This is a genomic window from Williamsia soli, from assembly GCF_017377795.1.
Taxonomy (GTDB): Bacteria; Actinomycetota; Actinomycetes; order Mycobacteriales; family Mycobacteriaceae; genus Williamsia; species Williamsia soli.
On sequence record NZ_JAFRDR010000014.1, the window covers coordinates 13,743 to 39,440 of the forward strand.

A 25,698-nucleotide genomic window follows, 5' to 3' on the forward strand; every position below is an offset into this window, starting at 1 on the left:
TTAGTCCCGTCTTCCGCGCGAATACATTTCAAATACGAGACGGTGTAGGGAATCGGTATCCGGCAACTCGATTCTATACCGAGACTGCGTGCCGTTTAAAAGAGATGTAACTACGTCGTCAACCGCCTCGCGATAGCCTGGCCCGTATACATCGCCTGCGCGCACTAACTGTGCGATTTGCGTTTCAACCGGTGCCCCATGCCGGATTAGACCCCAAGAGACTACTTCGCTCCCAACCAGCACTACAAGATCTTGGCCCAGCGCGATTCGTATAATTTGACTCTCATTAGTTGCTGACGCAGTGGTCGCTGCAAGAACGACCGGTGTACCGCCGTTGAGGGTGAGCAGTGCTGTTACCACGGTCTCCACTTCCATTTCTGACACGGTCAACATAGAACATGACCTCAGCTGGAAGTCGCTTGCGGTTACAAACTGCGCCAGATCTAGCGCGTGAATAGCCTGGTTCATCAATACACCACCCCCTGACCGCGCCAAATTCCCCTTCCACGTCTCGTAATAGGCGGTGCTGCGCGCGAGTACTTGCTGCACACTTACCGCGGTGATTTCAGCACGCCGACTCGCAAGATAATCTCGGCACTCGAGCATTGCTGGGCTGCATCGTTGCACAAGCGAACAGAAGACTCGACCACCATTAGAGTTGGCAGCTGCTTCCATTAGCGCAAACCACTGGTCGGGGGTAGTGACTAGCGGCTTGTCGCAAAGCACAGAAGAGCCGTATGCCAGAGCGTGTACAAGCTGTCCAGCGTGGCAATCATGCGGCGTCGCAATAACCACCAGATCGGGGTTGTACGCCGTCCAGTCGTCAGTTGGTCCCAGAGCCACCACCCCAAGAGGATCTGCTATACGCGCAGCCGACAGACGACTCCCGGCAGCTACGGCACTAAGCTCCACAAGCGGGTGCGAGACAAGTGCGTCCACAAAAAGACTTCCGCTCTTACCAACGCCCAGGACCACAGTTCGCAATTGACTCATGCAGCGCGGGCCTTAAATGCCAGTCCGATCGGATGAGCCGTGCCATGCGTCTGGATCAAGAATTGCGCCGCTGTGAAGCCTGCGCTGTCGAACATCCGTTCCAAGTCGGACTGTTCGAGCGCCCACAGGTGCTCGGGATGATGGCCCATATCTTCGTGTCCCCACGGCCCGTGCGCGTGCGGAACTGAGCCCACCAGTATGCCTCCAGATATGAGCACGCGCCGGGCTTCTACTAATATCTCCAAGGGGTTCAACGCATGCTCAAGTAGCTCAGCGCAAATTACCGCGCCAAACATCTCAGCTGGGTACGGCGTATCTTCGGCCCAGCAGCGTATTGCGTTCACACCCCGCCCCCGCGCTTCTTCAACCAATGCGTAACTCAGGTCGACCCCGTGCACCTCGCAATTTTTGGTGAGAAGCGCGGCTCCGAAAGCCCCGCTGTTACAGCCGAGATCAAGGGTGCGCGCACCATCTGGTACCCAGGACGTCAGCAGTTCAAGCCGATCTAGATCTGGACTGTCTTGGTCGAAGTGACCTTGCGCATGCATGTCTGTGTAATCGGCGTACAAGCGTTCGATGTCGTGTCTCGACTCTGGAGTCCCGATGTTGCCCCTAGGTATCTCGACATCGGAAGGCAATACCACGCCTTGCAAGCCCAGCTCACCTAGAATAGCTATTTCAGAAACTCCGGCTCGGACACCACACTCGATAGCGATACGTTCCAGTTCTTTAGTATTTATTCGCCAGAATCCACGGTCGTCGACGGCCTCGCAAAGAATGACCTCGCCGCCGCGGCTTAAGATAAACTTAATAAACCGGTGCCGCGTCAGGACGTCCTTCTTCTTGTAGAAGACACCGACGGGGATTTTCTGGATTTCCTGCCTGGTTAGATAACGGTGGTCTTCCGTAAGGTTGGGCGCCTGATTCAGGAAATCCGAATGACTCCATGAGCTCATACTGGCACCTTGGCCGTTGCTTCAGTGAGCCGGCTTATCAACTCGGATGTCTCGTCGGCAGTTATATTTAGCGGGGGTTTGATCTTTACAATCGACGGGTCGTAACCTCCTAACCCAACGACCAGCCCGGCGTCAATGCAACGCATCCGCACCGTTGCAGCCAGGGACGCTCGTTGTTGCCAGGTTTCCGCGCAAACGCGTAACCCCACGTGAAGCCCCACCTGCCTTATTTCGCTAAAAACCGTCGCCTGCGCGCACATCTGAGCAGAAGCATTCCTCAATTGGACCCCCCGATGTTTCACGTTGTTTAGCACATCGTCTCGGTCGATTATCTCCAGCTGTTTTATGCCGACACTATGGGCGAGCGCTGAAGATCCAAACGTGTGCAAGTCGTAGGTACCACCTCCTGGAAAGCCGTCGATGTCGGACCTCAGCAACACAGCTCCGGCAGCGAACCCGCCACAGAGTCCCTTTCCTAGCACGATGAAGTGCGGGCGTAGGAGCTCCGGCTGGGTGTAGTGGCGTCCAGTTCGCAGGTAGGTCTGAATCTCGTCAAATACGACTGTGAATCCCTCTTTGTCGGCACGACGTATCAGTGCGTTTAACCACCAGACTGGGACTTCTCGCTGTCCACCCGAACCCTGCAGCGGCTCTACAACCACGGCGACCAACTTGTCTGCCACAGCATCAAGCTCGAGATTCATGACGGCGATAGCGCGTTCCCTCGCAACATCGTCGATGTCGGGATTGGAGTCAGGAAAACTGAGTGTCACTGAAGACACACCCATGTGGGCAAAGGCGGATAGACTCCGCCGGTTGCCGGGGACGTCGTCCGTAGCTGGCCAAGAAAGCTGCGCGGTTCCGAGCGTCGTGCCATGAAACCCGCCCTGCACTCGTCCAACCAGACTCCGGCCGGGACGGTTCAAAGTTGCAAGCTTAAGTGCAGTCTCGATCGCTAGTCCCGATGTGGCGGTGAACGCCACCTTCGCGTAGATATCGCGATGCTCATTGCGAGGCACTGCATGAAGTAGCTTCTCCGCGAACTCCTCTCGACTGTCCGTTGCAAAACCTTGATGTACATGCCAAAAGCTGCGCATGACTTCGGCCGCATGTTGCTGGATCTCATCGTGGGCGTGCCCGAGATATAGGGCCCAACTCTGAGATGTACAGTCTAGAAACTTTCGCCCTTTGCGATCCCACAGCCATACACCTTTACCGCGCGCGAAATCTACCGTCGGCGTCCCTCCGCCCACCGTGACAGCGCTGCTGGGGGTGGGCCGCGGCGAGGACGGCTGGACGTTCTCCATGCTACTCATGCGAACCCTGTTTCACTTGGAGAATATTGTGGTCCAAGGACGATACCGGAGGCTCCAAATCGATTAGGTCGAAGTATTATAGGCGCCGAGAATGACTGGTGGTATATCTCATTGCTTCGAATGTCTGACGCTGTTGTCCGCCCGTGTAATTCGCGGTAAGAGACCACACCATTACCGTGTCGCACAGTCCCAATTCGGTAAAGTTCACGGCCAAACGACGCAGCCACATCACCTAAGAGGCTTTCGTGGGAAGCTGCCGCGGTGAAAATGAGTCGATTGTCGCCAGCTAGACCCATTATCGCTAGGGCGTGCGGTTGAACTCCCATCTCTCTCTCGGCCAGCAGAGCAGAATTAGATAGAGGAACCATAGTCTCGTCGATATCGGCGCTAAGACCGAGTGGCCGAACAAGGTCGCGAAGACACTTGTCCAGACCGTCGTTAGCGTCGGTACATGCAGAGACTAACCCGCTTGCGGCTAGTGCTTGACCAAACTCAAGCTCTGGCCGGTAGTCCACGAAGTCGTCACGGACTAGTATCCACTCGGACTCTGACAGATCCGCCCCCGCGTAGTTCAGTAGCGCCAGTGCTGAATTCCAGCCACCCGTTGGGCCGCTGATGAAGACTTGATCGCCACTTCGGGCCCCCGCTCGCGTCATCGGCGTGCAGTCGTCAATCGTGCCGATCACTGTGTTGCTGACGCCGAACTCGCCACGCGACATGTTCGAAGCCTGCAGAAGGTAGCCACCGTGTTCGACGAGTACGTCCTGCACCCCTTGTCCTACAGCATGGAAGTCAGCGTAATCGAAGGAACCGGGGGCCCTTAAATCGATCTGAACCCCGTGGAACTCAGCGCCAACTGCGGCGAGGTCGCTGATCGCCTCGATCAGCCCTCGTCGGACGAGGGACCGCACGTCTTCCCCCGGAAAGGCTTGGGTTGCACTGATATAATCGCTTGAGATCGCCAGGTGCCGACTGTTTTTCTGGTCCACGACGTACGCGTCAACCGGGCCTCGTATGTGTTGCGGGCATCCCTCGAGGACTGCGTTGATCGCCTCTGGCTCGTTCCACGCTGGACTCACTGCGAGGCACTCGATTCGAGGTCAGTCCGATTCACTCGCATCGGAACGTTACGTACCCACGCTGGGTGGCCCGCCTGAGACAGCGTTGCTCTCTTCGGTGGGTGCGAAGACCCCATCTGCAGCAAACCCCCCATTTTCGCACGCCCCAGCCTTCATAGTTGTCTAACAGAGTGAAGCTCAAAATAGCACCGACTTGCCGCCTGCGCTTGCGGAAGCTGTAGCAGTCTGAGCATGATCGATAAGACCGAGGGGCCGGGTCCGCGTTGATTGGTTAGTCCAACGATTCGCCGTTCGACTTGGCATGTGAGACAACTTGAACACTCAGAGCGCCCGCCGTTCATAGACGGCAGTCACTTGCATGGGTTCATCACAGGCCGCCGGTGGTGGCTGGACCGGTTCGACGGTGTGGACGACTCTTAAGAGGTGCGGCGGCCGGCCGATCTTCCAACGACTCGGGACCAAGTCCCGTGGTGACATGTAGGAACAGAAAAAGACAACCGGACGAGCGTCGAGCATCCCGTTCCGTGGATGAACCGCCGAGGTTTGCCAGGATGATGCGTGGGGGTTAATTCCATCCCGGCGGCGTGTGGTGGGTGTCGGGGTCGCTGGCAGGCACGATGTAGGGGGCTGGTTCGTCCATAGGAAAGCAGGTCCGTCCCAGGGCACTTTGCCGTCAGGGTCGAGATCCCAACCATCGCCGACATGTCGTTGCGCCACATCCCAGCAGCACGCCATTTGGTCGTCGTCGACGCGCGCACCCTGAGTTGAGGTCTGCGATCATGGGGACGAAGGGAACGCCAACCCGAGCACACCCGCGGCTGGGCGCCTGCGAGCTACCGCTGATGTAGGGATTCGCACAGACCAGCGTTCACGCCGCCGACCAGCGGCCGGACCTGGTCGCCGTATGCCAATACCTGTCGTGACACGCATCCGATGGCGGCGTCATGGCCTGCCACCACTGGAGCCGCCACGGCCATCAGCCGCACACGGCCGAGGTGTCGCTCTGATGCACGCGCTGGCCGACATCACCACCGGACCCGACGGCGACCGAGCTGGCGGCGTCCTATAGTCCCGGCACGCATACGACACCGTCGCTCGGCTGTCGTCGTTGCGGTATCGTCGAGATGCAGCTGATGCGGCAGGCGTGGTCTTCGAAGGGGCCGACCTCGATGCGGAGGGCTACCTTCTGTGCGTCACACCTCGGCGGACCTGTGATCCGAGATGAGCGCTGGCACACCGTCATCGATAGCGATGGGCAGTGGCGTATCGAGGGTGCAGCTCAACCTTGACCACACGCGCCTCCGGTGTGGCCAGAAGGCGTGCCTACGCAGCAAGTGCATCTAGACCTGCACATGTCAGATCCCCGCCCGGCCCACGAGCAGGCAACGCCGGCGGGCGCGCGACTGCTGTCACGGTGATTCAGCTCAGGGCCACCAGGTGTACACCGATCCTGCTGGGCACCCCTTCTGCATAGGTTGGGCCATCCGTTACAAACTGAGCTGGCCCACTTCATCGCCACTGGGGCGAAGTGATGCGATCGGTGACGAGCGACGCCTGTTTTCGCCCGTCCCACAGTAAAGCGACGCGTGTACGTCGCCGCACGGTCAGCGTGCCCAGCCCCTGGACGCGCTTGTTCTGCGTTCACACCGGCTGTCCGGCAACCAATCAGCGCAGAAGCGAGTACTGCGCGGTGCCCCGCCGGCACGGTAGGAAGCAGTGTTAGTCGAGTGGGCTGATCATCTGCGCTCACTTGCACCGTGTACGTCAGAGCGACCCGAGACCTAAACAACCTCGTATTGCGGTGGTGAGGGCGTCGACCGACCTGGGCACCTACAGAGTGGCCAAGAGGCGTCGCGTGACCACATAACACCCATCTAAGACCGGTGGTGTTCGATAGTCACGCGGGTCGCTCTTCGACGGGCGACTGACGTACGACCGGCGGGTTAGTGGTTGATGGGTTCGGCCAGTGTGGTTGTGATGCGGTTGATTTCGGTGAGTGCGTATCCGGCAATCTGCTGTTGTCCTGCTTCGGCTGCGGGGTCGGTTTCTTCGAGGTCGCCGAGCACGATGATGTTCTCGTCGTTCAGGGTCGTCGCTGGTGCGGTGTAGTTGAAGCTGCCCACGATGGTCAGGCGTTCATCGATGACCATCAGTTTGTGATGGATCTTGCGGACGCCGGTACCAATGGTGTTGCGCGACAGTTCCACTCCCGCCTCGAGCAGTGGCGCGGTGGCGGCCCACTGTTGTCCGCCTTGTCCGCGGTCGATGACGCCCTGAAGCCGTTGTAGGGCGGGGGCCAGGCGGATCATGGTGTCGTCGATGCCGGAGGATTGAGCGAAGGTGAACATCGCGAAATCCACGCTGACAGCTGCTTTGAGCATCTGTTTCATGATTTCCATCTCGGGACCGTGCCGCGGTGCGAACAGCGGTTTGACCCGCACGCCGCCGAGCTTGAATTCGCGGGGCCGTGGTTCGACTCGTTCGTGCAGGTCTCCGAAGGTGCCCGAGCGCATGCGAGTGAACTCGTCGAGATACTGCCCGGCGGCGCGTTGACCCCGCAGGATCAGAACGTGATTGAGGTTGTTGCCGATCACGCGGCCGGTGGTGGCGGTGTTCGTGCCGGTGTCGGTGTGGGTGAAGTTCGCCGACCCGGTCAGCACGCCCGCCCCGGGTTGTCCGGCGTCGCGGACGACGAACTTTTGGTGAAAGATCGCGGGATTGAGGTCGGTGATGACGTCGATGCCGGCGCGCAGCAGCGCGGCGTAGATGGTGCGGTTGTCTTCGTTACCCCCGCCTAGCGCCCAGGGGTCCGCGGTCGCGGGCTTCTCGATCAGATAGTCGCCTTCTAAGATGATGCGCACGCGCAGTCGGTTGTGGGCGGCGGCGACGATAGCTTCGGCGATAGGCCGCGAGTCCAGTTCCTGCACCGCTATCGACAGTGAATGCTTGGCGCCGGAGATGAAGTCGCGGATCACAGCATCGATGTCGTCGGGTCCGCCGAGCACGGCAGGTCCCGTGAATAACTCGATACCGCCGACCTGAACGCCCATCTTCCGCACCCCCGGATGTTCGCCGACGCGTTCGACGCCCACGGTACCTCGCGGGTGATGCGTCTGAGGGGGCAACAGCCCGAGAAAACGCCTGCGGCCCGCACCACCATCGGGGAGCCGTGCCCCCAGGCGCGGGGCTAGGATGCGAGCCATTAGAGGGCATCGACGGGGGGTGGGGTGTGGCGATCATTGACAATGCCGTGTACGTCGACGGCAAACGAACGAAGAACCCCGAAAGTCTCGACCTGACCTACGAGGTGATGCGCGAACGCGGCGGCATGGCATGGATTGGGCTTTACCGCCCCGGGCGGGCCGAGATCGATTCCGTAAGAGCTGAATTCAGCTTGCATCATCTGGCGGTCGAAGATGCGATCGCGGCCCATCAGCGCCCCAAGCTCGAAGGGTATGGCGATCAACTGTTCGTGGTGCTACGCCCGGCGCGGTACATCGAGGCGACCGAGAAAGTCGAGTTCGGTGAAGTCCACGTCTTCGTGGGCCCGGACTTCGTGGTCACCATTCGCCACGCCGAATCCCCCGACCTCGGGCGCGTGCGCCACCGCCTCGAGGAGACCCCGGAGTTGCTGGGCCTGGGAACCGACGCCGTGCTCTACGCGATCATCGACCAGGTCATCGACGAATACGAACCGGTCATTGACGGGCTGCAGACCGATATCGACGAAATCGAAGACCAGCTGTTCACTGGCCAGCCCGACGTTGCGCGCCGCATCTATGACCTGTCGCGGGAGGTGATGGAGTTCCAGCGGGCGACCGCACCGCTTGTCGTGATGGTCGAAGCCCTGCGCGAAGACGCCAAAGCTGACGGCAACCTCGAACTGCGCCGCAGTTTCCGCGACGTCCTTGATCACATCCTGCGCCTCACTGAACGCGCCGACGCGTTCCGGATGACCCTGCAGAACGCGCTGACGGTTCACGCGACGCTGGTCACCCAACAACAAAACGAAGAGATCCGGGCAATGACCCAGGTCAGCATCGAACAAAACGAGCAAGTCAAGAAAATCTCCGCGTGGGGCGCAATCCTGTTCGCGCCCACCCTGATCGCCGGGATCTACGGCATGAACTTCGAGCACATGCCCGAACTACGCCGGCTGGGCGGGTACCCAATGGCGGTGCTGGCGATGGTGACCTCGTCCATCGCGCTCTATGCCGTGTTCCGCCGCCAACGATGGCTATAACGAGGACACCTGCCGGGGCTCACACAGTCTGGGACCGGCATCGCCATACCGCTAGTGTGTCGCGGTCACCTGCGGTGGTGGCGGCGGACCCACCTGTGGCCGGGCGCCGATCGAAGGTTGTGACGCTGAGCCCGGCAGGTCCGAATTACGCGACTATCTGCGGGGGCCCGCACCTCGGACGGTGGGCGATCATTCCGTCGCCGTGACCGTTCGTGCAGACTTCGTGCATGAAAGACTCCGCGCTGATCTCGATCGGACTACCGATCGCGTTGGCCATCATCATGTGCGGTCTGGGCCTGTCCCTGACCCCAGGCGACTTCGCCCGCGTTCTCCGCACGCCGCGAGCCGTGCTGGTTGCCCTGGCCTTGCAGGTCCTCGTACTGCCCGCTGTCGCGTTCGGACTCGCTGTTGCCTTCGGACTTTCGCCACTGATCGCGGTCGGCATCATGCTGCTCGCAGCCTCCCCCGGAGGAACCACCGCGAACCTGCTGAGCCACCTCTTCGGCGGCGATGTCGCCCTCAACGTGACACTGACGGCGATCAATTCGGTGCTTGCCGTCGCCACCATCCCCGTGGTGACCAACCTGGCGATCGACCACTTCGACAGCGACGGCACGCTCGGATTGCAGTTCGCGAAAATCGTGCAGGTCATCGCGATCGTCCTCATACCGGTGCTGATCGGAATGGCCATTCGACACCTCGCGCCCACGTTCGCCGCCAAGGCAGACAAACCTGTGCGGATCTTTTCGGTCGCGGTCCTGTTCGTGGTCACTGTGGGCGCGCTGATCAGCGAACGCGAGAATGCCGCCGACTATGTTCGCCAAGCCGGGGGCGCGGTGACACTGTTCTGCGCCCTGAGCTTGACCATCGGCTACCTCGGCGCGCGCCTGCTGCGCCTAAATACCCGCCAGGCCATTGCTACGTCGATGGAAGTGGGCGTGCACAACACCACCGTCGCCTTGACCATCGCGCTCAGTGTCCTCAACAGCATCGACGTCGCCATACCCGTCGCCGTCTACTCCATCGTGATGTACCCCCTGGCCGCCGTCTTTGGCTGGGTAGTCACCCGCACCAGCTCTGGCGACGATCTAGGCATGTCCAGTGCGACTGCCGGTCAGGCCGGTGCCGCGGCCCCTCGCCAGTAGAGACCCACAGCACACATAGCCGCCTGACGACCCGCTGGTTGTTTGGTGATCTCGGCTCGATGGATGGTGTGGGGAAAGATGGCCGGTGTGAGCGAACTGGCGCAGGTACCCGACGACTACGGCGAGGTGCTCGAGCAGCTCAAGACGAAAGTTCGTGGCGCTCGGGTGCAGGCCACCCGCACCGTCAACACTCAGCTTTTGGTGTTGTACTGGGATATCGGCCGGGCGATCCTCGACCGCCAGGACGCCCGCGGCTGGGGTAGCCGGGTCATCGATCGGCTTGCGGCCGATCTGCGGGCAGAGTTCCCCGAGATGCGGGGATTCTCCCGCAGCAACCTGCACTACATGCGCACCATCGCCGGCACGTGGCCGCGGGAGGCAATTGTCCAACAGCCTGTTGGACAATTGCCGTGGGGGCACCTCACCGTCCTGATCGACAAGCTCGACGACCACGCTACCCGCAACTGGTACGCCGCCGCTGCGGTCCAGCACGGCTGGTCGCGGGCTGTATTGACGCACCAGATCCGCAACCACCTCGACCAGCGGGTCGGTGCGGCGCCCACCAACTTCGGCGACCACCTACCGCCCGCGGACTCCGACCTGGCCCATCAATTGGTCCGCGACCCCTACGTATTTGACTTCCTCGACATCAACGAACGCGTCGCCGAACGCGAACTCGAAGCCGCCCTGATGACCCGGCTGGAGCGGTTTCTCCTCGAACTCGGGCATGGGTTCGCCTTCGCCGGCCGTCAGTACCACTTCAACGCCGGCGGCGACGACTTCTACATCGACCTGCTGTTCTTCAACTGGATACAGTCCCGGTTCGTCGTCGTCGAGCTCAAAGTCGGCAGATTCGAACCCGAGTACTTGGGCAAGCTCGGCTTTTACGTGTCCTGGGTCGATGACAACCTCCGCGACCACGACCGGCACGCCCCGACCATCGGCATCCTGCTCTGCGCCGGCCGCAACGACAAAGTCGTGCGCTACTCCCTCGCCGGCACCACAGCGCCGCTGGCGGTCGCCGACTACACCTACGACACCCTGCCCGCCCTCGTTCGCGAGCTGGTGCCCACCGACGATGAACTGGCCTCCGCCGTCGACGAAACCATCACCCATCTCGACGCCGACACCTAGACTCACGCGAGCCGGTAGCCCGGCAACTGCCGCGAACGCGCCACCGCCACAGCCCCTTCAATGCCGGAGTGCACGCTCCGACGCTCGCTCCTCAGGAGAACATGGGCAGGTCGACCTTCATCAGCGGCGACGTGACTGCGTCCCAGGGCCGTGCGCGCAGTAGCCCCCATTGACGGCGACAGCCGCCGAACCAGTACGAACGGTTCCGCGGCTGTTGCCTCGATGAAGTAGTGGTCAGTCGGCGAGCTTGGCGACGGCCTGGGCCCAGAGGAAGTATTTGTTGGTGCCCAGATCCCGGACGGTCTTGATGTTGAAGGCGTCCTTGAGGTGCTGGGCATCGCCGGGGCTCACGCCCTGCAGCGCCTCGACAGGGGCGTTGGCGAGATCACTGATCGGCTTGGTTTCGTAGGCCTTATCGAACTTGTCGGCAATTCCACCCATGAGCATGACCTCCTGTGTACGACTGCGGGAGCCGGGTCCGGCACCCGCGCCCACCCTACGAGCGCCCCGGCACTCTGGCCACCACGACACCCGACATCGCCCCTATGGCGGCCCTCACCACGGCAGGCACATGGCGGTCGATGCGCAGGACGCCATCGCTCACCGCTGATCGGCGACAACGGCCGACCAGCTCCCGCCGTCGCCTGCCGACGCCGGTGGGCCCAACCACCGGCGGTCACACACTGCAGACCTGGCGGCGGACAGCGCCCGCCTCGTTACCCTTCTGCGCCCGAGGCTGCTGTGCGATCGCACACGAGCCAGGCACACTAGATCCATGTCGCCTGCCCCGTCGCCGATGCTCGCCACCCTGGGCACCCCGCCCACAGGTGAGGGGTGGGCCTTCGAAATGAAGTGGGACGGAATCCCACGGGTTCTCGGAATCCTGTCGCGCATATGTGTTTAACTCGGCGGACGTTGCGCAGTTCTGGTCAATGTGTCCACGGGTTCGGACCGTTTAATGGTGCAAACGGGTCTGCCCGTGGGTCGGCACAAATGTGAACGCGGCCGGGAGAGGAACGGTTTGACTCTGGTCGCCGGTGACCGACGAGGTTGCTCGTCGCTGCCTCGCACCGACCTGTTCTGGCTGAGGGCGATCAACCGCGGCGGAGATCTGAAGGTGCCCGGGAACCGAACTTTGTCGGGCGGCTGGGGTGGAGTGGTGGATAAATGAGGGTCAGGGTCGATCCGAGTGTGAAGTAGCTGCGTAGCAGGCGGAAACAGAGGTACATCGGGATGTACCTCACCGCGCTCGGACGCCAGATCACACACACCACGACCGTCATGATCATCGACATCCCTAGCAAGGTCGCGACCACAGGTTGCCATTGCAACGACGAGAACGTCGAGCCGAAGGCGACGCCGGCGATCACCGCGAAGATGATCAATGGGGCGAGCATCGCACGACGGGCGGCGTTGACGAGGTTGAACGGCAAGACGAAGGTCCCCACCATCGTGCGTCGGTCCAGCAGCATGGCCCGGTTGCGGGCACTGAGGTGGTAGATGCTGCGGAACCACCGGGTGCGTTGTTCTCGGAGGTGAGCGTACGACGCCGGGGTCTCGCTGTAGTACACCGCTTTCGGGTCGGCGACACTGCGGTAGCCCGCAGTGGTCAGACGCATACAGATGTCGGTGTCTTCGCCGTTCATTCCCTGGACCATTCCGCCGACCCTGAGCAACTGGTTACGGCGATAGACCGCGAACATACCCGGAATACCCATGACACCTTGGTATCCGTCCAGCGACACCTGGAAGAAGCCATGACGCATGTACACCTCGATGAGTCGGCACTTGTCTATCCAGGTCTTCTCTTCGGCAGGCATGGGAATTCCTCCGACACAGCCGACTTCGGGATCTGCGAAGTGCTTCATCGCTGTTTCCAGGCAGCCCGGCCCGATGACGGTGTCGGCGTCGATACGGACTACGAACTCCTCGGTGATCCGCGCGATGCCCAGATTCAACGCGATGGCTTTGCCCGGTGTCGGGCACTCGAGTACCTCCCCGGTGATGTGAGCACACTCCCCGATCGCTTCCCCCGCAACGGCGGCAGTCGCGTCCGTGGATGCGTTGTTCACCACGTACAGACGAATGCGCCCTGGATATGTCTTTGCCGCGTCGTCGACGGCCGCGATGGTGGCAGCGATGCTGTGGCCTTCGTTGTGCGCGGGCACCAGTATGGCTGTGGGCGGTGAGAACTCGTGATTGCGTGACTTCTTCAGTGCGTGAGCGCCGAACAGCGCTGTGGAGGCCGCCAGCAGTTGCTGCATCAAGAAGACACCGGCACCGATGCCTCCGAGGATTGCCCAGTGCTTCAGTGTTTCCACGACGTCGAAGAAGACGTGGAGGGCGAGGGCCGCACCTACGATCGCGAACGCGAGGCACCCGACCAGTGTCGCGAACGCTGCAGGGTCGATTCGCCCTTCATGGCGCTGCGGCCCCTGCACCGGGAGTTGGGCCTGTCTCAGAACCGTGTGCGGGAAGATACCGAGAGCGATGAGCCCGGACAACATCTGGGCACCGTAGACGGAGATCGAGACGATGCCGGCATCGTGCAGTAACCAGGTCAAGAAGTCGATGAGGAAGCAGAAGACAGCGTACTTGCCGAGCAGGGAAGCACCGAGCGCGATCCGCCGCCAGACATTGCTGTACGCGTGGATGGCGTAGGTCAGAAAGAACAGGACCAGGAACAGTCGGAGCGGGAACACCACTTGTCCGCGGGCTTCGTGGAGCACGACCAAGTCGCGGGGCAGGTCGTCCCAGCCACCGGCATGGACGATCACGGTACGGGCACACATGGCGATGATGGACACCCCCGCGAACGTGATCAGGAAGCCGTTGGTCCCGCTCGGCGGTCGGTCGACTGCGTAGCCGACCGGCGCGCTGTCGACTGAGCGGAAATGGTCCGCGATCGCCTCGGTGTGTTCCGGTCCATCCTCGAGTGCGGTCATGAAAGCCCGGTCACCGAGATGGATTCGCTGTGGCCGGATCACTCGCGCGGGTGGTTCCGTCCGGATAGATGACGAAGCTGCCCTGGCTCGTGATGACTTGTGCAGGTTCGGTTCCGAATGCCGGGAGCGTGAGCAGCCCAGGACTGCCTGCGTATTGGATGACCAAGCCGGCCGTACTGGTGTCACTGGTGGCGGGTTCGACGATCATGCCGGTGTCGAACGCCGAGATGTTCAGATTCGGTGTTGCCGGTCCGGCTTCGATCCGGCCGTCGGTCAGCCGAACCAGAGGATCGGTGGTCGCGCTCTGGCCGATGAGGACAAACGGTTGACCCGGGGCCGGCTCGGCATTCCACAGGATATTCGGATCGTACTGCGCCGGTGTGAATTTGGTGAGTACCGGAACGATCGCGTTGAGCTGTTCGATCGCCGCCGGCGCGGGAGCATCGGGAAGGTAGACCGCAAACCCTCCGGCCAAGTCCCGAGGAACGGACGTGAAACCGCTACCACCATCGTCACCGAGGAGCAGTGCCGAGCTCGGCTCCAGTTGCATCGGATAGGTTGTCACCCGAACGTCGCATCCACCGAGATCTCGATCGCGTTGAACTGTGAGTGTCAGCGAGTTCTCCAGCAATTGCGCCGCCGGCGGTAGCGCGATCGTTACCTGGCTTGCCGTCGAATTCAGTCGTCGACTGTCGATCAGCTGCCCGTTCAGTTGGGTGTTCAGGATCCAGGTCAGATCGTCCGGGGCTGCGGGCAGCGACAGAGCGACCCGCACCGCTTGCGGCAATCTCCCGCCGGGCAGGTCGGCGAGGGAGTAGCCGGAGCCCCACCGATGGCTGTCCGCGATCTGGACCACAGTCGTGTCGGCGCCAAGAGCGTCCAATCCGACTTCGTTTCCGTCGGGAACAGGAGAGGAAAGTATCTGCGGATCGCTCTGTCCGGAGTCAGCCGTTTCGACTGTTGGTGTCGTCAAGAACCGTGAGATCAACGCGCCGTCGGGTTCGAGAACCGCCACGACAGGGTTCTTCTTCACAGTGCCCATCTGCAGCGGATCGTCGGAGTCGTCGGAGCCCGACCAGTTCAGATCTTCGATCGCCTGCCGCGGGCCGACCAGGATTGTGTTCTCAACGTCTTCATCGGGCACTTCACCCGAGAAGGTCACCTCGTGACCCGATCGGGTCAGCGCTATGCCAAGGTGGGCCGCCGTTGTGCGCCATGGGTCACCGGTGTCGGCGAGGACGACGGTGACCCGGCGATCCCAGGACACCACGGCGTCGCGGATGGTGTGGACACGTTCGTCCAGTGCTGCCTCGACGACACTCGCCGGGTCGAGGTGGACCTGCATACCGGCCGAGTGATCAGGAGTGCACGTCCGGTCGTCGAGCGTTCCCTGGACCAGCGCCTGGACACGAACCTGCCCGTCGCTCGAGAGCTGATCGGGAACGTCGATCAAGGCCTCCAGGGGATTGCTCCCCCGCGGCAATTCGCTCTTGAAGACCTGCTGGCCGTCCATCCGGATGACCAGGAACACCACGCTGTCCTGTGCCACCTGGGTGGTACCGGTCAACTTCAGCCGGGTCTCATCGCGCCCGGAATCGGCCGGGAAGGCCACGAGAAAACTCGACGACGGGGAATCGTCCGTCAGCCAGACGCCGTCCTCGTAGCCCGCACCGGACAGCGACTTCGTGAAATGCCGATCGGCCGGGACGTCGAGACTGTCGTCGTCGGCGTCACGATCGAACCAGGACGGCCGTACGATCACGAATGCGAGCAGCAGCACCAGTGCGATGCCGAGCACCCACCACGCCGAACGAGGTACCGAACGCCCCTGCTCACCGCGAAAGTACTCGGGGTCAGTCCGGTCAGCCCGGCGCACATCCTCATTCGGTGCCCCCGGCCGAGCGTCGCCCTCGGGTGAGTCGTCGTCGCTCATTCGCTCTGCTCCTGGGCCGCCGACCTGCGATCACCGTTCCAGTAGGAGACGCAGGGTATTCGGCTGACGTCGATGCGATCGGCGTACTTCTGGGCGATCTCCGCCGATTCGGCCAGGAGACCCGACACCAGCCGGGTGGGTTCCAGGCCCAACTCGGTGAGGTGATCGTTGCGGGCCTCGAGATCATTCATATCGGCTTCGGCGCGCGGGTTGAGCACCGGGCCGACGGTGGCCCCGGTGGTGGCTGCCACCAGGTCCGCCAGGTCGCGCACCCGATGCGTCTCGGTCAACTGGTTCATCACCCGGACGCGTCCGGACACCTGGGCCCCTGACTCGACGGCGAGGCGGATGCAGTGCACCGAATCCCTGATGTTGATGAACGCTCGTGTCTGACCACCGGAGCCGTGGACGGTCAACGGGTATCCCACCGCCGCTTCGACAAGGAACCGATTCAAGACGGTTCCGTAGTCGCCGTCGTAATCGAACCGGTTGATGAGTCGGTCATCCCGTCTCGTTTCGTCGGTCTGGGTCCCCCAGACGATCCCCTGGTGAAGGTCGGTGATCCTCACGTTGTCGTTGCGGGCGTAGAACTGGAACAACAACTGGTCCATCGATTTGGTCAGGTGATAGACGCTGCCCGGTGCAGTGGGATAGAGGATCTCGCGCGTGTGCAGGTCACCGTTCCGGTCCGGGTAGCTGACAGACAGGTATCCCTCCGGCAGGTCTACGGGCACAGACTCGTACCCGTAGACACCCATCGTGCCCAGATGAACGATATGGATATCAAGGCCAAGATCGACGACCGCAGCGAGGAGATTGTGCGTGACGTTGATGTTGTTGTCGACGGTATAACGCTTATGTGCAGGCGTTTTCATCGAGTATGGAGCTGCCCGTTGTTCTGCGAAGTGAACAACACAATCCGGCCGAATCGCAGCGAGCATGGAAATGAGGGATTCGTAGTCATGCGCGAGGTCCAGTTCGACGAAATCCATGCCGTTCCCGGATTCCGAGCGCCACGCATCCAGTCGCTCGTCGATGGTGGCGATCGGAGTGAGTGAGCGCACCCCGAGTTCGTCGTCGATTCGGCGACGAACAAGGCTGTCGGCGATGATGACATCGTGGCCGTGTTCAGAAAGATGCAATGCCGTGGGCCAACCGCAGAATCCGTCGCCGCCGAGGATCACCACCCGCATTGTCGCCACCTCCCGACGCCATGTGTACTTCTGGATGATCTCTCTAAACTGTTTGCGCTGCTTTTCTTTTGCTGCGACCCCGAGCGGTGAGGACACCCGCGAGCCAGCCGACCGCGAACAGAACGATCAGAATGAACCACAACGGCGACCGAACACTGACCCAGAACAGATCGACGGAAATCGAGTCCCGGTTCTGGAGGATGAACACGACCGCCAGAATCGTCAGAATCAGAGCTATCCCCCGCGACAGGGAGAGAGCCGGAAGTGAACGGCCTTTCGCGGGCACGTTTCCGGTGCGGCGGTCGGTGCTGTCAGACATACCTGAGAGGCTACTGCCGCGCGTCACCATTGTCCGCGCTTCAGCGAATCAACGCGACCTTGACCATAATTTCTGAGCAGCACACTTGACCCGATTTTTCATCACTCTTCCGGCGTCGCTGATCGCTATTCACGACGCACAGCAGAAATGAAAGGACACCCGACGTCGCTATCGATTCATATTGCCTGCGCTGCAGTCCAACACAGGTAACAATGGTTCTCACGACGTCAAACCAAGGAAAGGCATGGTGAGCGTGATGGGAAATCCGCAAGAAGCCACTTCGTCCGTGGCCGATGCGAACTCGGCGGCGCGTTCCTCGCTTCCATTCGGTGACACCCGCGATCTGGACAATGCCTCCCGTGGGCTGATCGCGACTCTGGATTCATCGGTGATCGCAGGCGACGACGGCAATCCGGTGTGGGATTGCGCCGAATTCGACTTCCTCACCGAAAGCTGCCCACCCACCGCCAATCCCAGTCTGTGGCGACAATCGGAACTGGTTGCCCGGCACGGTCTGTACGAGGTGACCGATCGCGTGTATCAGATCCGAGGATTCGATCTGTCGAACATGACCCTCGTCGAGGGTGACACCGGCGTGATCGTCATCGATCCGCTGATCTCGGCCGAGACCGCGGCCGCGGGTCTCCAGCTCTATCGGGAACAGCGTGGCGACAAACCGGTGGTTGCCGTCATCTATACCCACTGCCACATCGATCACTTCGGCGGTGTCAAAGGGGTCACCACTCAGGAGGCTGTGGACGCCGGCGACTGCCTGATCGTTGCTCCGTCGGGTCTGGTTGAACACGCTGTGGCCGAGAATGTTTATGCCGGAACAGCTATGGGACGCCGGGCCGCCTACATGTACGGCGCGGCACTGCCCCGCGGCCCGCAAGGCGCCGTCGGAGCCGGCTTGGGTCAGTCGACATCCACCGGGCACGCCGGACTCATCTCACCGACGGTGAACATCTCGAAGACCGGTCATACCGAAACCATCGATGGCGTGACCATCGAGTTCCAGATGACCCCCGGCACCGAGGCGCCCGCGGAGATGAACTTCTACTTCCCGCAGATGCGCGCTCTGTGTATGGCCGAGAACGCCACCCATACGCTGCACAATCTGCTGACGCTGCGCGGCGCGCTCGTCCGGGATCCGCACGTGTGGTCGAAGTATCTGACCGAAGCAATCAACCTGTTTGCCGGCCGCTCGGACGTATTGTTCGCTTCCCACCACTGGCCGACCTGGGGCACCGACGAACTCACCGAGTTTCTCGCACTCCAGCGTGACCTCTACGGATATCTGCACGACCAGACTCTGCGGGCCCTCAATCAGGGCAAGACCGGCCTGGAGATAGCCGAGGACATCCAACTGCCGCCCGCCTTGGGCGAGGCGTGGCACACCCACGGGTACTACGGCTCGGTCAGCCACAACGTGAAGGCCATCTATCAGCGATACATGGGGTGGTTCGACGGCAATCCAGCCCACCTATGGGAACACCCTCCGGTCGAGTCGGCGAAGCGTCACGTGGAGTTCATGGGCGGTGTCGAGGCTGTGGTCGAGAAAGCGCGAAAGACTTACGCCGATGGCGACTTCCGGTGGACGGCGACCGTCCTCAACTACGTACTGTTCACCGACCCGGACCACGTCGCGGCCAGGGATCTGCAAGCAGACACCCTCGAGCAACTCGGATACGGCGCCGAGAACGGGACCTGGCGGAACTTCTTTCTGATGGGTGCCTACGAGCTGCGCAACGGAGCGGTGGGCACCCCCACCACCGCCGCCGCGCCTGACATCATCGCCGCCATGACCGTCGAGCAATTGTTCGATGCGATCGCGCTGCGCCTCGACGGGCCGGCGAGCTGGGACGCTCACATCACGATCGACTGGGTCATCAGCGATCAGAACCGCCGACATCGCACCGAATTGCGCAATGGTCTCCTCGTCCACTTCGACGTTCCCGACGACGGACCCGGATCCGCCGAGGCGACGTTCACCCTGACCAAAACCGCACTGCTGAGCGTGTTGCTGGGAGGGGTCGACCTTCAGAGCGCCATCTCAGACGGTGCGGTGTCCGTCGACGGAGACGCGACACGATTCGCCGAACTCGCCGGTTACCTCGACCAACCCGACCCCGATTTCGCCATCGTCACACCCTGACCGCCCGGTGAAGGACACGCCATGTCGGTGTTGATACCGGACAACCAGCGTCGCTCTACCGACGAACTCGACGAACGCCTCGATCTGGCGATCGGTGACAGCCGGGCAAAGCAGTCCGCGTTCTGGGTGATGCTGCTGCTGTCGAGCGTGATCGCCGCAGCGGGTATCACGTCAGATTCGACCGCCACGGTGATCGGCGCCATGATCGTCGCTCCGCTGTCGACACCGATTCTGGGTGTGGGACTCGGCATCGTCACCGGCCGGGGAGCCCTCATCGCGCGCAGCCTGCTCTACGTCCTCGCCGGCATCGTCCTGGTCGTGGCCGTCGGGTTCCTCCTTGCCCAGCTGCTCCCGAATCCGACGAACGTGTTGTCGAACTCCCAAGTTCTTGGCCGCACCTCGCCGACGCTGATGGACCTCCTGGCCGCACTCGCCACCGGGCTGGTCGGTGCCGTCGCCATCACCCGCCGCGACGTCGGAGACGTCTTGCCTGGTGTCGCGATCGCCATCTCGCTGGTTCCCCCACTCGCGGTCGCAGGAGTGTGCCTGGGTTCGTCGGCACCGATCCTCGCACTCGGCGCGTTCGTACTCTTCGCCTCCAACGTCATCGCGATGATCATCACCGCAGCGGTGGTGTTCATCGTTGCGAAATACCACGTCTCAGCCGACGACCGCCGTCACCAGCGCGCACGGGCCTACCTGGTGCTGACGGTAGCGCTTGTCGTGGTGGCGGTGCCGATGGTGGTCAACTCGTTGTCATCGCTGTGGGCCCGCCAGGTTTACACCGCCACCGAGGACTGGCTGTCCGGGACTCCTGGGGCAGATGTCTCAGGGGTGACCTGGCACGGCAACAAGGCGACCATCACCGTATTGGGACCACCTACGCTCCCACCCATAGCCGACTTGGAGGCGTCGGTAACCGACCTGCTGCCCTGGCACCCCACCATCACCTTGATCCATGACTTCGGCACCACGATGAACGAACCTGAGTAGCCGCCGATCTGGGCTTGGCACAGTACAGCAGGATGCAAAGACCACATTTGTGAGCCACACATTGCGATGCGTATCCGGCGGAAGGCACAAAGGAACAGCACCATTACGGACACCGAAACGCCGCGAATCGCGAGCGCTGCAAGACCTTTCCCGACACCGAGTGCATCGTCAGCACGCGCAGTAGGCTATTAACATGGCTGACGCTGGTGCAGTGCCTGAGGTTGCGGCACGTGCGTATATGTACGGGTTTCCGTTAGTGTTCAATCTCGATCAGATGAACCGATATGTCAGCGAAGGAATCGGCGCAAACCCTGCGGCGCCGTTCAATTCGTTCAGCCATGCGCGCACGCTGGCCGGCCCGAAGGATACGTTCGTCACGATCAACAACGACACCGTGTATTCGATGGCGCAGCTCGATCTGTCCGTCGGCCCGGTGACGTTGCAGGTACCCGACACCGCCGGTCGCTATTACGTCCTGCAGTTCGTCGACGCCTGGACGAACAACTTCGCCTACATCGGCCACCGCGCCACCGGCACCGGTGCCGGGCAGTTCGTGCTCGTACCGCCCGGATGGGACGGCCCGACCCCGCAGGACGCCACCGTGATCACTTTCCCGACCACCGTCGCCTCCATCGTCGGGCGGTGGGCGTGCGACGGCACCGACGACCTTCCCGCCGTTCACGCTCTACAAGACGCCACCGTCCTGACGGCGCTCGATGCCGACGCTGCGCCGACTGGGCTACCTAAGCCAGATGCGGGTGTCGACGCTGAACTTCTGTTTCTGGAAAAGCTGCGCCTGTGGTCCCAATCCTTTCCGCCGGCGCCACGAGACCGCGACCTGCAAGCATCCCTGGAACCCGTCGGCATCGTTACCCAGGGCGCCTCCCCCTATGCGACACCGGAACCGGGGTTCGCCGCTGAACTTGCCGCCGGTCTACACGCCGGTGAGGAGAACCTGCATACGGCGCTGACCAAGGGGGCCAGCCCGGAGGTCAATGGCTGGAAACTCACGTTCCACGCATTCGATTACAACCTCGACTACTTCGAGGTCGGGGCGCTGGACGACCCGGCATTCAAGATCGACAACCCCCAGCTGCGCATCATCGAGCGCGCCGCGGCCGCCAAAGGCGGACTGTGGGGTAACCATCCGTATGAAGCGGCGTACATCATGACCTACCTCGACGACGCCGGCGACAAGCTCACCGGCACCAACACCTACACACTGCGGCTGGATCCGACACCGCCGGTGGGCGCGTTCTGGTCGCTGACCATGTACTCGGTCCCAGACTTCTACCTCGTCGACAATCCGATCGACCGGTACTCCATCGGAGACCGCACCCCTGGCGTACGCCGCGATGCCGACGGCGCACTGACCATCACCATCAGCCACACCGAACCCGCAGATCCCGTGGCACGGGCCAATTGGCTTCCCGCGCCTGCCGGGGACTTTCGGCCGGTGCTGCGGATGTACGAACCCGACCCGACCGTGCTCGATCAAACCTACGTCGTGCCCGCCATCACCCGCCTCCACACAACCTAACGGTTCCCACACTCCTGCATTCCACATTCCCACTCGATGCGTGCCCGAGTGAGGATTCAAGGATCGTCACGACTTTAAACCGATGGCGCACAAACAATTCCTTTTCATCGCTGCGGACGGCATGGTGTTGAGGACTGCTACGGCAATAGACGAGGGGTTTGTTGCGTAACAGTGATGGTCACTTCGAAAGGGACACACTGTGACAACGCAACCCCGCCACGACGACGCGGTCAAACAGGGATTGGCCGGAGGCACCACATTCGCTGCCTCCGTCCTGTTGTTCACCGGCGGTCTACTCGCCATTTTCCAGGGCATCTCCGCGATAGCCAACGACGACGTTTTCGTGGTCGCACCAAACTACACCTACGAGTTCGACATCACCGCGTGGGGATGGATTCACCTGATCGCCGGCATTCTCGCGCTGGCCATCGCCTTTGGGTTGCTGACCGGCGCCCTCTGGGCACGCTCGGCCGCGATCGTCATCGCCGCGATCTCGATCATCCTCAACTTCTTGTGGCTGCCCTACTATCCCCTGTGGTCCATCCTGGTCATCGCCCTCGATCTCATCGTGATCTGGGCAGTGACGACCTGGAAAACCGAGCCCAGCACTCGGTAGCGCTACTGCTCACGATCGTTTGGCTGTGGTGCGGCCGCCGGACCGGTATCGTCCGGCGGCCCATCGGCCAGAGCCTGCGCGACGGCCGGGAAGATCTGCAGATCCGTGCCCGGGGCGGCGGCGTGAATGACGTCGCGGAACTGGCCTACATCGCGTGCAATGCGGAACGCAACTCCTCTGTGGGCCAGGGAATCATGAAGTTCGACGAGCATCGACACCGCGCTGACGTCGATGAACGGTGATGTTTCGGCGTCGAGAACGATGGTGCCGACATCTGACCCGGCCAGGGCGGTGATCCGGTCGCGGACATCGTCGGCGTTGGCGAAAAACAACCCGGCCTCGACGCGCACAACTTTCACCCCGGTGAGCTGCCGCGAGTCTGCCTCGCCAGCGGCCGCCTCCACCCACCTGGTTCCGTCTTTGACCAACGTCGCCACGTGCGGCCGCGAGACCCGGTAGAGCAGCAGCAGCATGGACACGGCGACGCCGATGACCAGACCGGGCAGGGTGTCGAATACCAGCACCCCAAACAGCGCCGCCAGGGCAGCGATGAAATCGACCCGGGTCGCGCGTCCGTAGATGCTGCCCAGCCGGGTGGTCCACACCCGGTACAGGCGCCGTAACGCGGCGATGTCGACGAGCTCGATAACCGCAGCGATCACCACCGCGGCCAGTGTCGCGTCGGGCAGTTTCTCGAATAGGCCGGTCAGCAGCAGCAAGGTCAGGACGGTCAGCATCGCAACGACGAGCCCGCTCACCTGCGTCTTGGCGCCGGCGCCCCCGTTGACCGCGGTCTTCGACAGACTGCCGTTGACGACCATGCCTGAACACAGACCGGATCCGACATTCGCGGCGCCGAGGCCGATGAGTTCGCGGTTGGCATCGACGGTGTACCCAGCCTTGGCGGCATAGGTTTTCGCCGCCCCGAGGCCTTCGGCGAATCCGATCAGCACGATCCCGACTGCGGGACCGACCAATGCGAGGTACTGATCCATCGACACCCCGGACGGCAGCCCGAGTGAAGGCAGCCCCGGATCGATGTGTCCGACGATGGCAACGCCTTTGTCGTCGAGGTCCAGCAGCCACACCGCACCGATCCCGCCCAGGACTGCCACCAGCGATCCGGGGACCAGCGGGAGCCACCGCCGGATCGCCAGCACGAGTACGAGGCTGGCGACGCCGATGATCGTGGTCCGCCAATTCCATTCCGTCACATGGGTGATGAAGGAACCGGTTTGTTCGAAGAAGTTCCCTGACCCTTTCGGCACGCCGAACAGTTTGGGGATCTGTCCGATGATGATGGTCAGCGCGAGTCCGACGATGAACCCTTTGAGAACCGGTTCGGAGATGAACGAGGCGATGAACCCCATCCGCAGGGCACCGGCTATCAGGGCCACCACACCGGCCGCGATCGACAACGCGACCGTCGTAGCGAGAAACAGTTGCGGATCGTCACCGGCGATCGGGCCGACGATGGCCGCCGACAACGCCGCAGTCGCCGACATCGGACCGACCACCAGATGTCTCGAGCTCCCGGCCGCCGCATACAGCACCAGCGCCGGAACTGCCGCATACAAACCCACCACCGCCGGAACCCCGGCAATCGCCGCATACGCCAGGGCCTCGGGCACCAGAACCGCCCACACCGTCAGCCCAGCCACCACATCGGGCCGCAGGTACGCCGAGCGATAGTGGTGCAGCGACGTGAACACAGCCCCGCCCAGGCGCAGCGATGTCATCGGCAAGGGTCAGGCCGAGACGACATCGCCGAGTTTCCAGCTGCGGTCGAAATAGCTCTCCAGCGGGCCGTAGAACCGGAAGTACGAGAACCAGTGCTGGCCGGGAAGAGTCTGAATCCAGTTGCTTCCGTGTCCTTCGGGTTCGTGCGGCCCGAAATACAGGTCCACCGAGCCATCGTCGTTGAACACCAGGTCCGGGTCGCGCGACCCGCGGTCGCCGCGTTGCTGCTCGTTGTCGATCAAGCACCGGGTGTCCACGGAGTACACCGTGGCTGACCAGAACAACTTCGCCGGCGGATCCGCCGGGATGTGCAGGGTGTAGATTCGTTCGCCGTCGAGCCACTTGCCCTCGTTGTCGGTGTAACACCCCAAGTAGGCCTGGCCCAGGCCCGGTGTCTGACTTTTCATCGCTGCTGAAAAGCTCACCGCCTCGTAGAACCATGCGGCCCGCTCGAGCAATTGATCGTAGAACTCGGCTCGCTGGCTCGATTTGTCCAATGCCAGAACCAGATCCCACTGCCGGTCCGGCCAGTACCTGGAGTCGGGGAATCGTTTGGCGAACGTGTTCGCCTGCGCCATCAGCTCACCAGCGGCAGTGGCGGATTCGAGAATGGTGGTCAGGCGTTCATCGGGGGTGAACGGCTTTCCCTTCTCGATACCGAGTGTCGCGAGCATCGCCAGGTAGAAGCGGTCGCGCTCATCGACGACCTCGCTTTGATAGATCCCATGCAACCGAACCCAGTACTCCAGCCCGCGGGGCTGATCACCCGACCATGGTCTGCCCTCCGGAGACACCACTGTCGTCGCCGGCGGGTTGTCCCGGTCTGCGAACGGGTAGACCTTGACCGCCTCGACCAGTTGTTGAGCCCGCGCCGGGTCGGGATCGAGCGTGCGGAAGCCGAACATGATGTTCATGCCGCTGGAGTGTTGGAGGAAGTAGCCGTCTGCGCCTTCGGGTACCGATCCGCCGGGCGGAATCACCAAGTGGCGACCGCCCTTACCTTGATCAGGGCCCATCTCGCCCATCACACCAATCTCCCGTTGCCAGAAGTCTGACAACCCGCCCGCGGTGGGGCCGGCGGGCAGCTCGATGACCAGGGGGCCGGTCTGGCTGAGGTCGAAAAAGTTCAGGATGTACGGGGTCGTGGCGTTCGCTGTGATCAGACCGAGCCGATCACGGTAGGTCACGTAATGGACCATGTCCGAGCCCGTGGCGCCGAACACCTCGTAGTGCACCTTCTTCCACTGCGCGTACGACACCAGCGGCAACGCCCACAGGTACACCTGACACGCCATCTGATAGTCGAGTTCGTCGAACACCACCGGCAGATCGTCGCGCTCGGGTAGCTCACCATCGCGGCGAACCTGCCCCAACCGACCAGGCACATCACTCACAGAC

Annotated in this window: 20 protein-coding genes; 8 read left to right on the plus strand and 12 right to left on the minus strand. The window is 62.2% G+C overall.

The window, feature by feature from the left end:
* From J3S28_RS28925 to J3S28_RS28930, 4 genes are read right to left on the minus strand one after another with little or no spacing between them, the layout of a single operon-like run.
* Entirely contained in the window at positions 1-993 is a 993-nt protein-coding gene (locus J3S28_RS28925; protein ID WP_207843885.1) for a Gfo/Idh/MocA family protein, read from the minus strand.
* Positions 990-1,949, minus strand: coding sequence for a class I SAM-dependent methyltransferase (locus J3S28_RS26115; RefSeq protein WP_207843886.1), 960 nt, complete (start codon positions 1,947-1,949; stop codon positions 990-992). The genes J3S28_RS28925 and J3S28_RS26115 overlap by 4 nt, the downstream gene beginning before the upstream one ends.
* Positions 1,946-3,265: an aminotransferase class III-fold pyridoxal phosphate-dependent enzyme gene (locus tag J3S28_RS26120; RefSeq protein ID WP_207843887.1), complete on the minus strand. Its 1,320-nt coding sequence runs from the start codon at positions 3,263-3,265 to the stop codon at positions 1,946-1,948. Before J3S28_RS26120 ends, J3S28_RS26115 begins: the two co-directional genes overlap by 4 nt.
* Positions 3,262-4,344 carry a thiamine-phosphate kinase gene (locus tag J3S28_RS28930; protein WP_372436078.1) on the minus strand — a complete coding sequence of 361 codons (1,083 nt, stop codon included), beginning with the start codon at positions 4,342-4,344 and terminating at the stop codon, positions 3,262-3,264. The genes J3S28_RS26120 and J3S28_RS28930 overlap by 4 nt, the downstream gene beginning before the upstream one ends.
* A 1,304-nt stretch (positions 4,345-5,648) precedes the next feature.
* Here J3S28_RS28930 and J3S28_RS28980 point away from each other — a divergent pair.
* Positions 5,649-5,762: a hypothetical protein gene (locus J3S28_RS28980; RefSeq protein WP_504970641.1), complete on the plus strand. Its 114-nt coding sequence runs from the start codon at positions 5,649-5,651 to the stop codon at positions 5,760-5,762.
* A 525-nt stretch (positions 5,763-6,287) separates the two neighbouring features.
* Here J3S28_RS28980 and J3S28_RS26125 read toward each other — a convergent pair.
* A complete protein-coding gene (locus tag J3S28_RS26125; RefSeq protein WP_207843888.1) occupies positions 6,288-7,394 on the minus strand; it encodes a phospholipase D-like domain-containing protein in 1,107 nt (368 codons plus the stop codon).
* Positions 7,395-7,573: 179 nt separating this feature from the next.
* Here J3S28_RS26125 and J3S28_RS26130 point away from each other — a divergent pair, with 179 nt between their 5' ends.
* From J3S28_RS26130 to J3S28_RS26140, 3 genes are all read left to right on the plus strand, one after another.
* Entirely contained in the window at positions 7,574-8,587 is a 1,014-nt protein-coding gene (locus J3S28_RS26130) for a magnesium and cobalt transport protein CorA (protein ID WP_207843889.1), read from the plus strand.
* 227 nt (positions 8,588-8,814) lie between these two features.
* Positions 8,815-9,732: a bile acid:sodium symporter family protein gene (locus tag J3S28_RS26135; RefSeq protein ID WP_207843891.1), complete on the plus strand. Its 918-nt coding sequence runs from the start codon at positions 8,815-8,817 to the stop codon at positions 9,730-9,732.
* 78 nt (positions 9,733-9,810) lie between these two features.
* Positions 9,811-10,866 carry a PDDEXK nuclease domain-containing protein gene (locus J3S28_RS26140; protein WP_237342149.1) on the plus strand — a complete coding sequence of 352 codons (1,056 nt, stop codon included), beginning with the start codon at positions 9,811-9,813 and terminating at the stop codon, positions 10,864-10,866.
* A gap of 234 nt (positions 10,867-11,100) precedes the next feature.
* Here J3S28_RS26140 and J3S28_RS26145 read toward each other — a convergent pair whose 3' ends face one another.
* From J3S28_RS26145 to J3S28_RS26165, 5 genes are all read right to left on the minus strand, one after another.
* Positions 11,101-11,307, minus strand: a complete 207-nt coding sequence (locus J3S28_RS26145; RefSeq protein WP_207843893.1) for a hypothetical protein — start codon at positions 11,305-11,307, stop codon at positions 11,101-11,103.
* A gap of 653 nt (positions 11,308-11,960) precedes the next feature.
* Positions 11,961-13,811 carry a glycosyltransferase family 2 protein gene (locus J3S28_RS26150; protein WP_207843895.1) on the minus strand — a complete coding sequence of 617 codons (1,851 nt, stop codon included), beginning with the start codon at positions 13,809-13,811 and terminating at the stop codon, positions 11,961-11,963.
* 10 nt (positions 13,812-13,821) lie between these two features.
* Positions 13,822-15,744: a hypothetical protein gene (locus J3S28_RS26155; protein WP_207843898.1), complete on the minus strand. Its 1,923-nt coding sequence runs from the start codon at positions 15,742-15,744 to the stop codon at positions 13,822-13,824.
* A complete protein-coding gene (locus J3S28_RS26160; RefSeq protein WP_207843899.1) occupies positions 15,741-16,937 on the minus strand; it encodes an NAD-dependent epimerase/dehydratase family protein in 1,197 nt (398 codons plus the stop codon). Before J3S28_RS26160 ends, J3S28_RS26155 begins: the two co-directional genes overlap by 4 nt.
* A gap of 43 nt (positions 16,938-16,980) precedes the next feature.
* Complete coding sequence (locus J3S28_RS26165) at positions 16,981-17,256, minus strand: lipopolysaccharide assembly protein LapA domain-containing protein (RefSeq protein ID WP_207843901.1); 276 nt, start codon at positions 17,254-17,256, stop codon at positions 16,981-16,983.
* A gap of 256 nt (positions 17,257-17,512) precedes the next feature.
* Here J3S28_RS26165 and J3S28_RS26170 point away from each other — a divergent pair, with 256 nt between their 5' ends.
* The 4 genes from J3S28_RS26170 (at position 17,513) to J3S28_RS26185 (ending at position 22,560) form a co-directional block, all read left to right on the plus strand.
* A complete protein-coding gene (locus J3S28_RS26170; RefSeq protein ID WP_207844079.1) occupies positions 17,513-19,411 on the plus strand; it encodes an alkyl/aryl-sulfatase in 1,899 nt (632 codons plus the stop codon).
* Positions 19,412-19,432: 21 nt separating this feature from the next.
* Positions 19,433-20,404: a TIGR00341 family protein gene (locus tag J3S28_RS26175; protein ID WP_207843903.1), complete on the plus strand. Its 972-nt coding sequence runs from the start codon at positions 19,433-19,435 to the stop codon at positions 20,402-20,404.
* Positions 20,405-20,597: 193 nt separating this feature from the next.
* Positions 20,598-21,944, plus strand: a complete 1,347-nt coding sequence (locus tag J3S28_RS26180) for a DUF1254 domain-containing protein (protein ID WP_207843905.1) — start codon at positions 20,598-20,600, stop codon at positions 21,942-21,944.
* Between the two features lie 199 nt (positions 21,945-22,143).
* On the plus strand, positions 22,144-22,560 hold the full coding sequence (locus tag J3S28_RS26185; RefSeq protein ID WP_207843907.1) for a DUF7144 family membrane protein: 417 nt from the start codon (positions 22,144-22,146) through the stop codon (positions 22,558-22,560).
* A 2-nt stretch (positions 22,561-22,562) separates the two neighbouring features.
* Here J3S28_RS26185 and J3S28_RS26190 read toward each other — a convergent pair whose 3' ends face one another.
* Entirely contained in the window at positions 22,563-24,299 is a 1,737-nt protein-coding gene (locus J3S28_RS26190) for a SulP family inorganic anion transporter (protein WP_207843909.1), read from the minus strand.
* A 9-nt stretch (positions 24,300-24,308) separates the two neighbouring features.
* Complete coding sequence (locus tag J3S28_RS26195; RefSeq protein WP_307797441.1) at positions 24,309-25,694, minus strand: DUF1254 domain-containing protein; 1,386 nt, start codon at positions 25,692-25,694, stop codon at positions 24,309-24,311.
* Between the last annotated feature and the right edge of the window lie 4 nt (positions 25,695-25,698).

Bases quoted from the DNA above. Each gene is read 5' to 3' on its own strand.
- J3S28_RS28925 (WP_207843885.1), bottom strand. From the start codon at position 993: ATGAGTCAATTGCGAACTGTGGTCCTGGGCGTTGGTAAGAGCGGAAGT.
- J3S28_RS26115 (WP_207843886.1), bottom strand. From the start codon at position 1,949: ATGAGCTCATGGAGTCATTCGGATTTCCTGAATCAGGCGCCCAACCTT.
- J3S28_RS26120 (WP_207843887.1), bottom strand. From the start codon at position 3,265: ATGAGTAGCATGGAGAACGTCCAGCCGTCCTCGCCGCGGCCCACCCCC.
- J3S28_RS26125 (WP_207843888.1), bottom strand. From the start codon at position 7,394: ATGGGCGTTCAGGTCGGCGGTATCGAGTTATTCACGGGACCTGCCGTG.
- J3S28_RS26135 (WP_207843891.1), top strand. From the start codon at position 8,815: ATGAAAGACTCCGCGCTGATCTCGATCGGACTACCGATCGCGTTGGCC.
- J3S28_RS26140 (WP_237342149.1), top strand. From the start codon at position 9,811: ATGGCCGGTGTGAGCGAACTGGCGCAGGTACCCGACGACTACGGCGAG.
- J3S28_RS26145 (WP_207843893.1), bottom strand. From the start codon at position 11,307: ATGGGTGGAATTGCCGACAAGTTCGATAAGGCCTACGAAACCAAGCCG.
- J3S28_RS26150 (WP_207843895.1), bottom strand. From the start codon at position 13,811: ATGACCGCACTCGAGGATGGACCGGAACACACCGAGGCGATCGCGGAC.
- J3S28_RS26155 (WP_207843898.1), bottom strand. From the start codon at position 15,744: ATGAGCGACGACGACTCACCCGAGGGCGACGCTCGGCCGGGGGCACCG.
- J3S28_RS26160 (WP_207843899.1), bottom strand. From the start codon at position 16,937: ATGCGGGTGGTGATCCTCGGCGGCGACGGATTCTGCGGTTGGCCCACG.
- J3S28_RS26165 (WP_207843901.1), bottom strand. From the start codon at position 17,256: ATGTCTGACAGCACCGACCGCCGCACCGGAAACGTGCCCGCGAAAGGC.
- J3S28_RS26170 (WP_207844079.1), top strand. From the start codon at position 17,513: ATGGGAAATCCGCAAGAAGCCACTTCGTCCGTGGCCGATGCGAACTCG.
- J3S28_RS26175 (WP_207843903.1), top strand. From the start codon at position 19,433: ATGTCGGTGTTGATACCGGACAACCAGCGTCGCTCTACCGACGAACTC.
- J3S28_RS26180 (WP_207843905.1), top strand. From the start codon at position 20,598: ATGGCTGACGCTGGTGCAGTGCCTGAGGTTGCGGCACGTGCGTATATG.
- J3S28_RS26190 (WP_207843909.1), bottom strand. From the start codon at position 24,299: ATGACATCGCTGCGCCTGGGCGGGGCTGTGTTCACGTCGCTGCACCAC.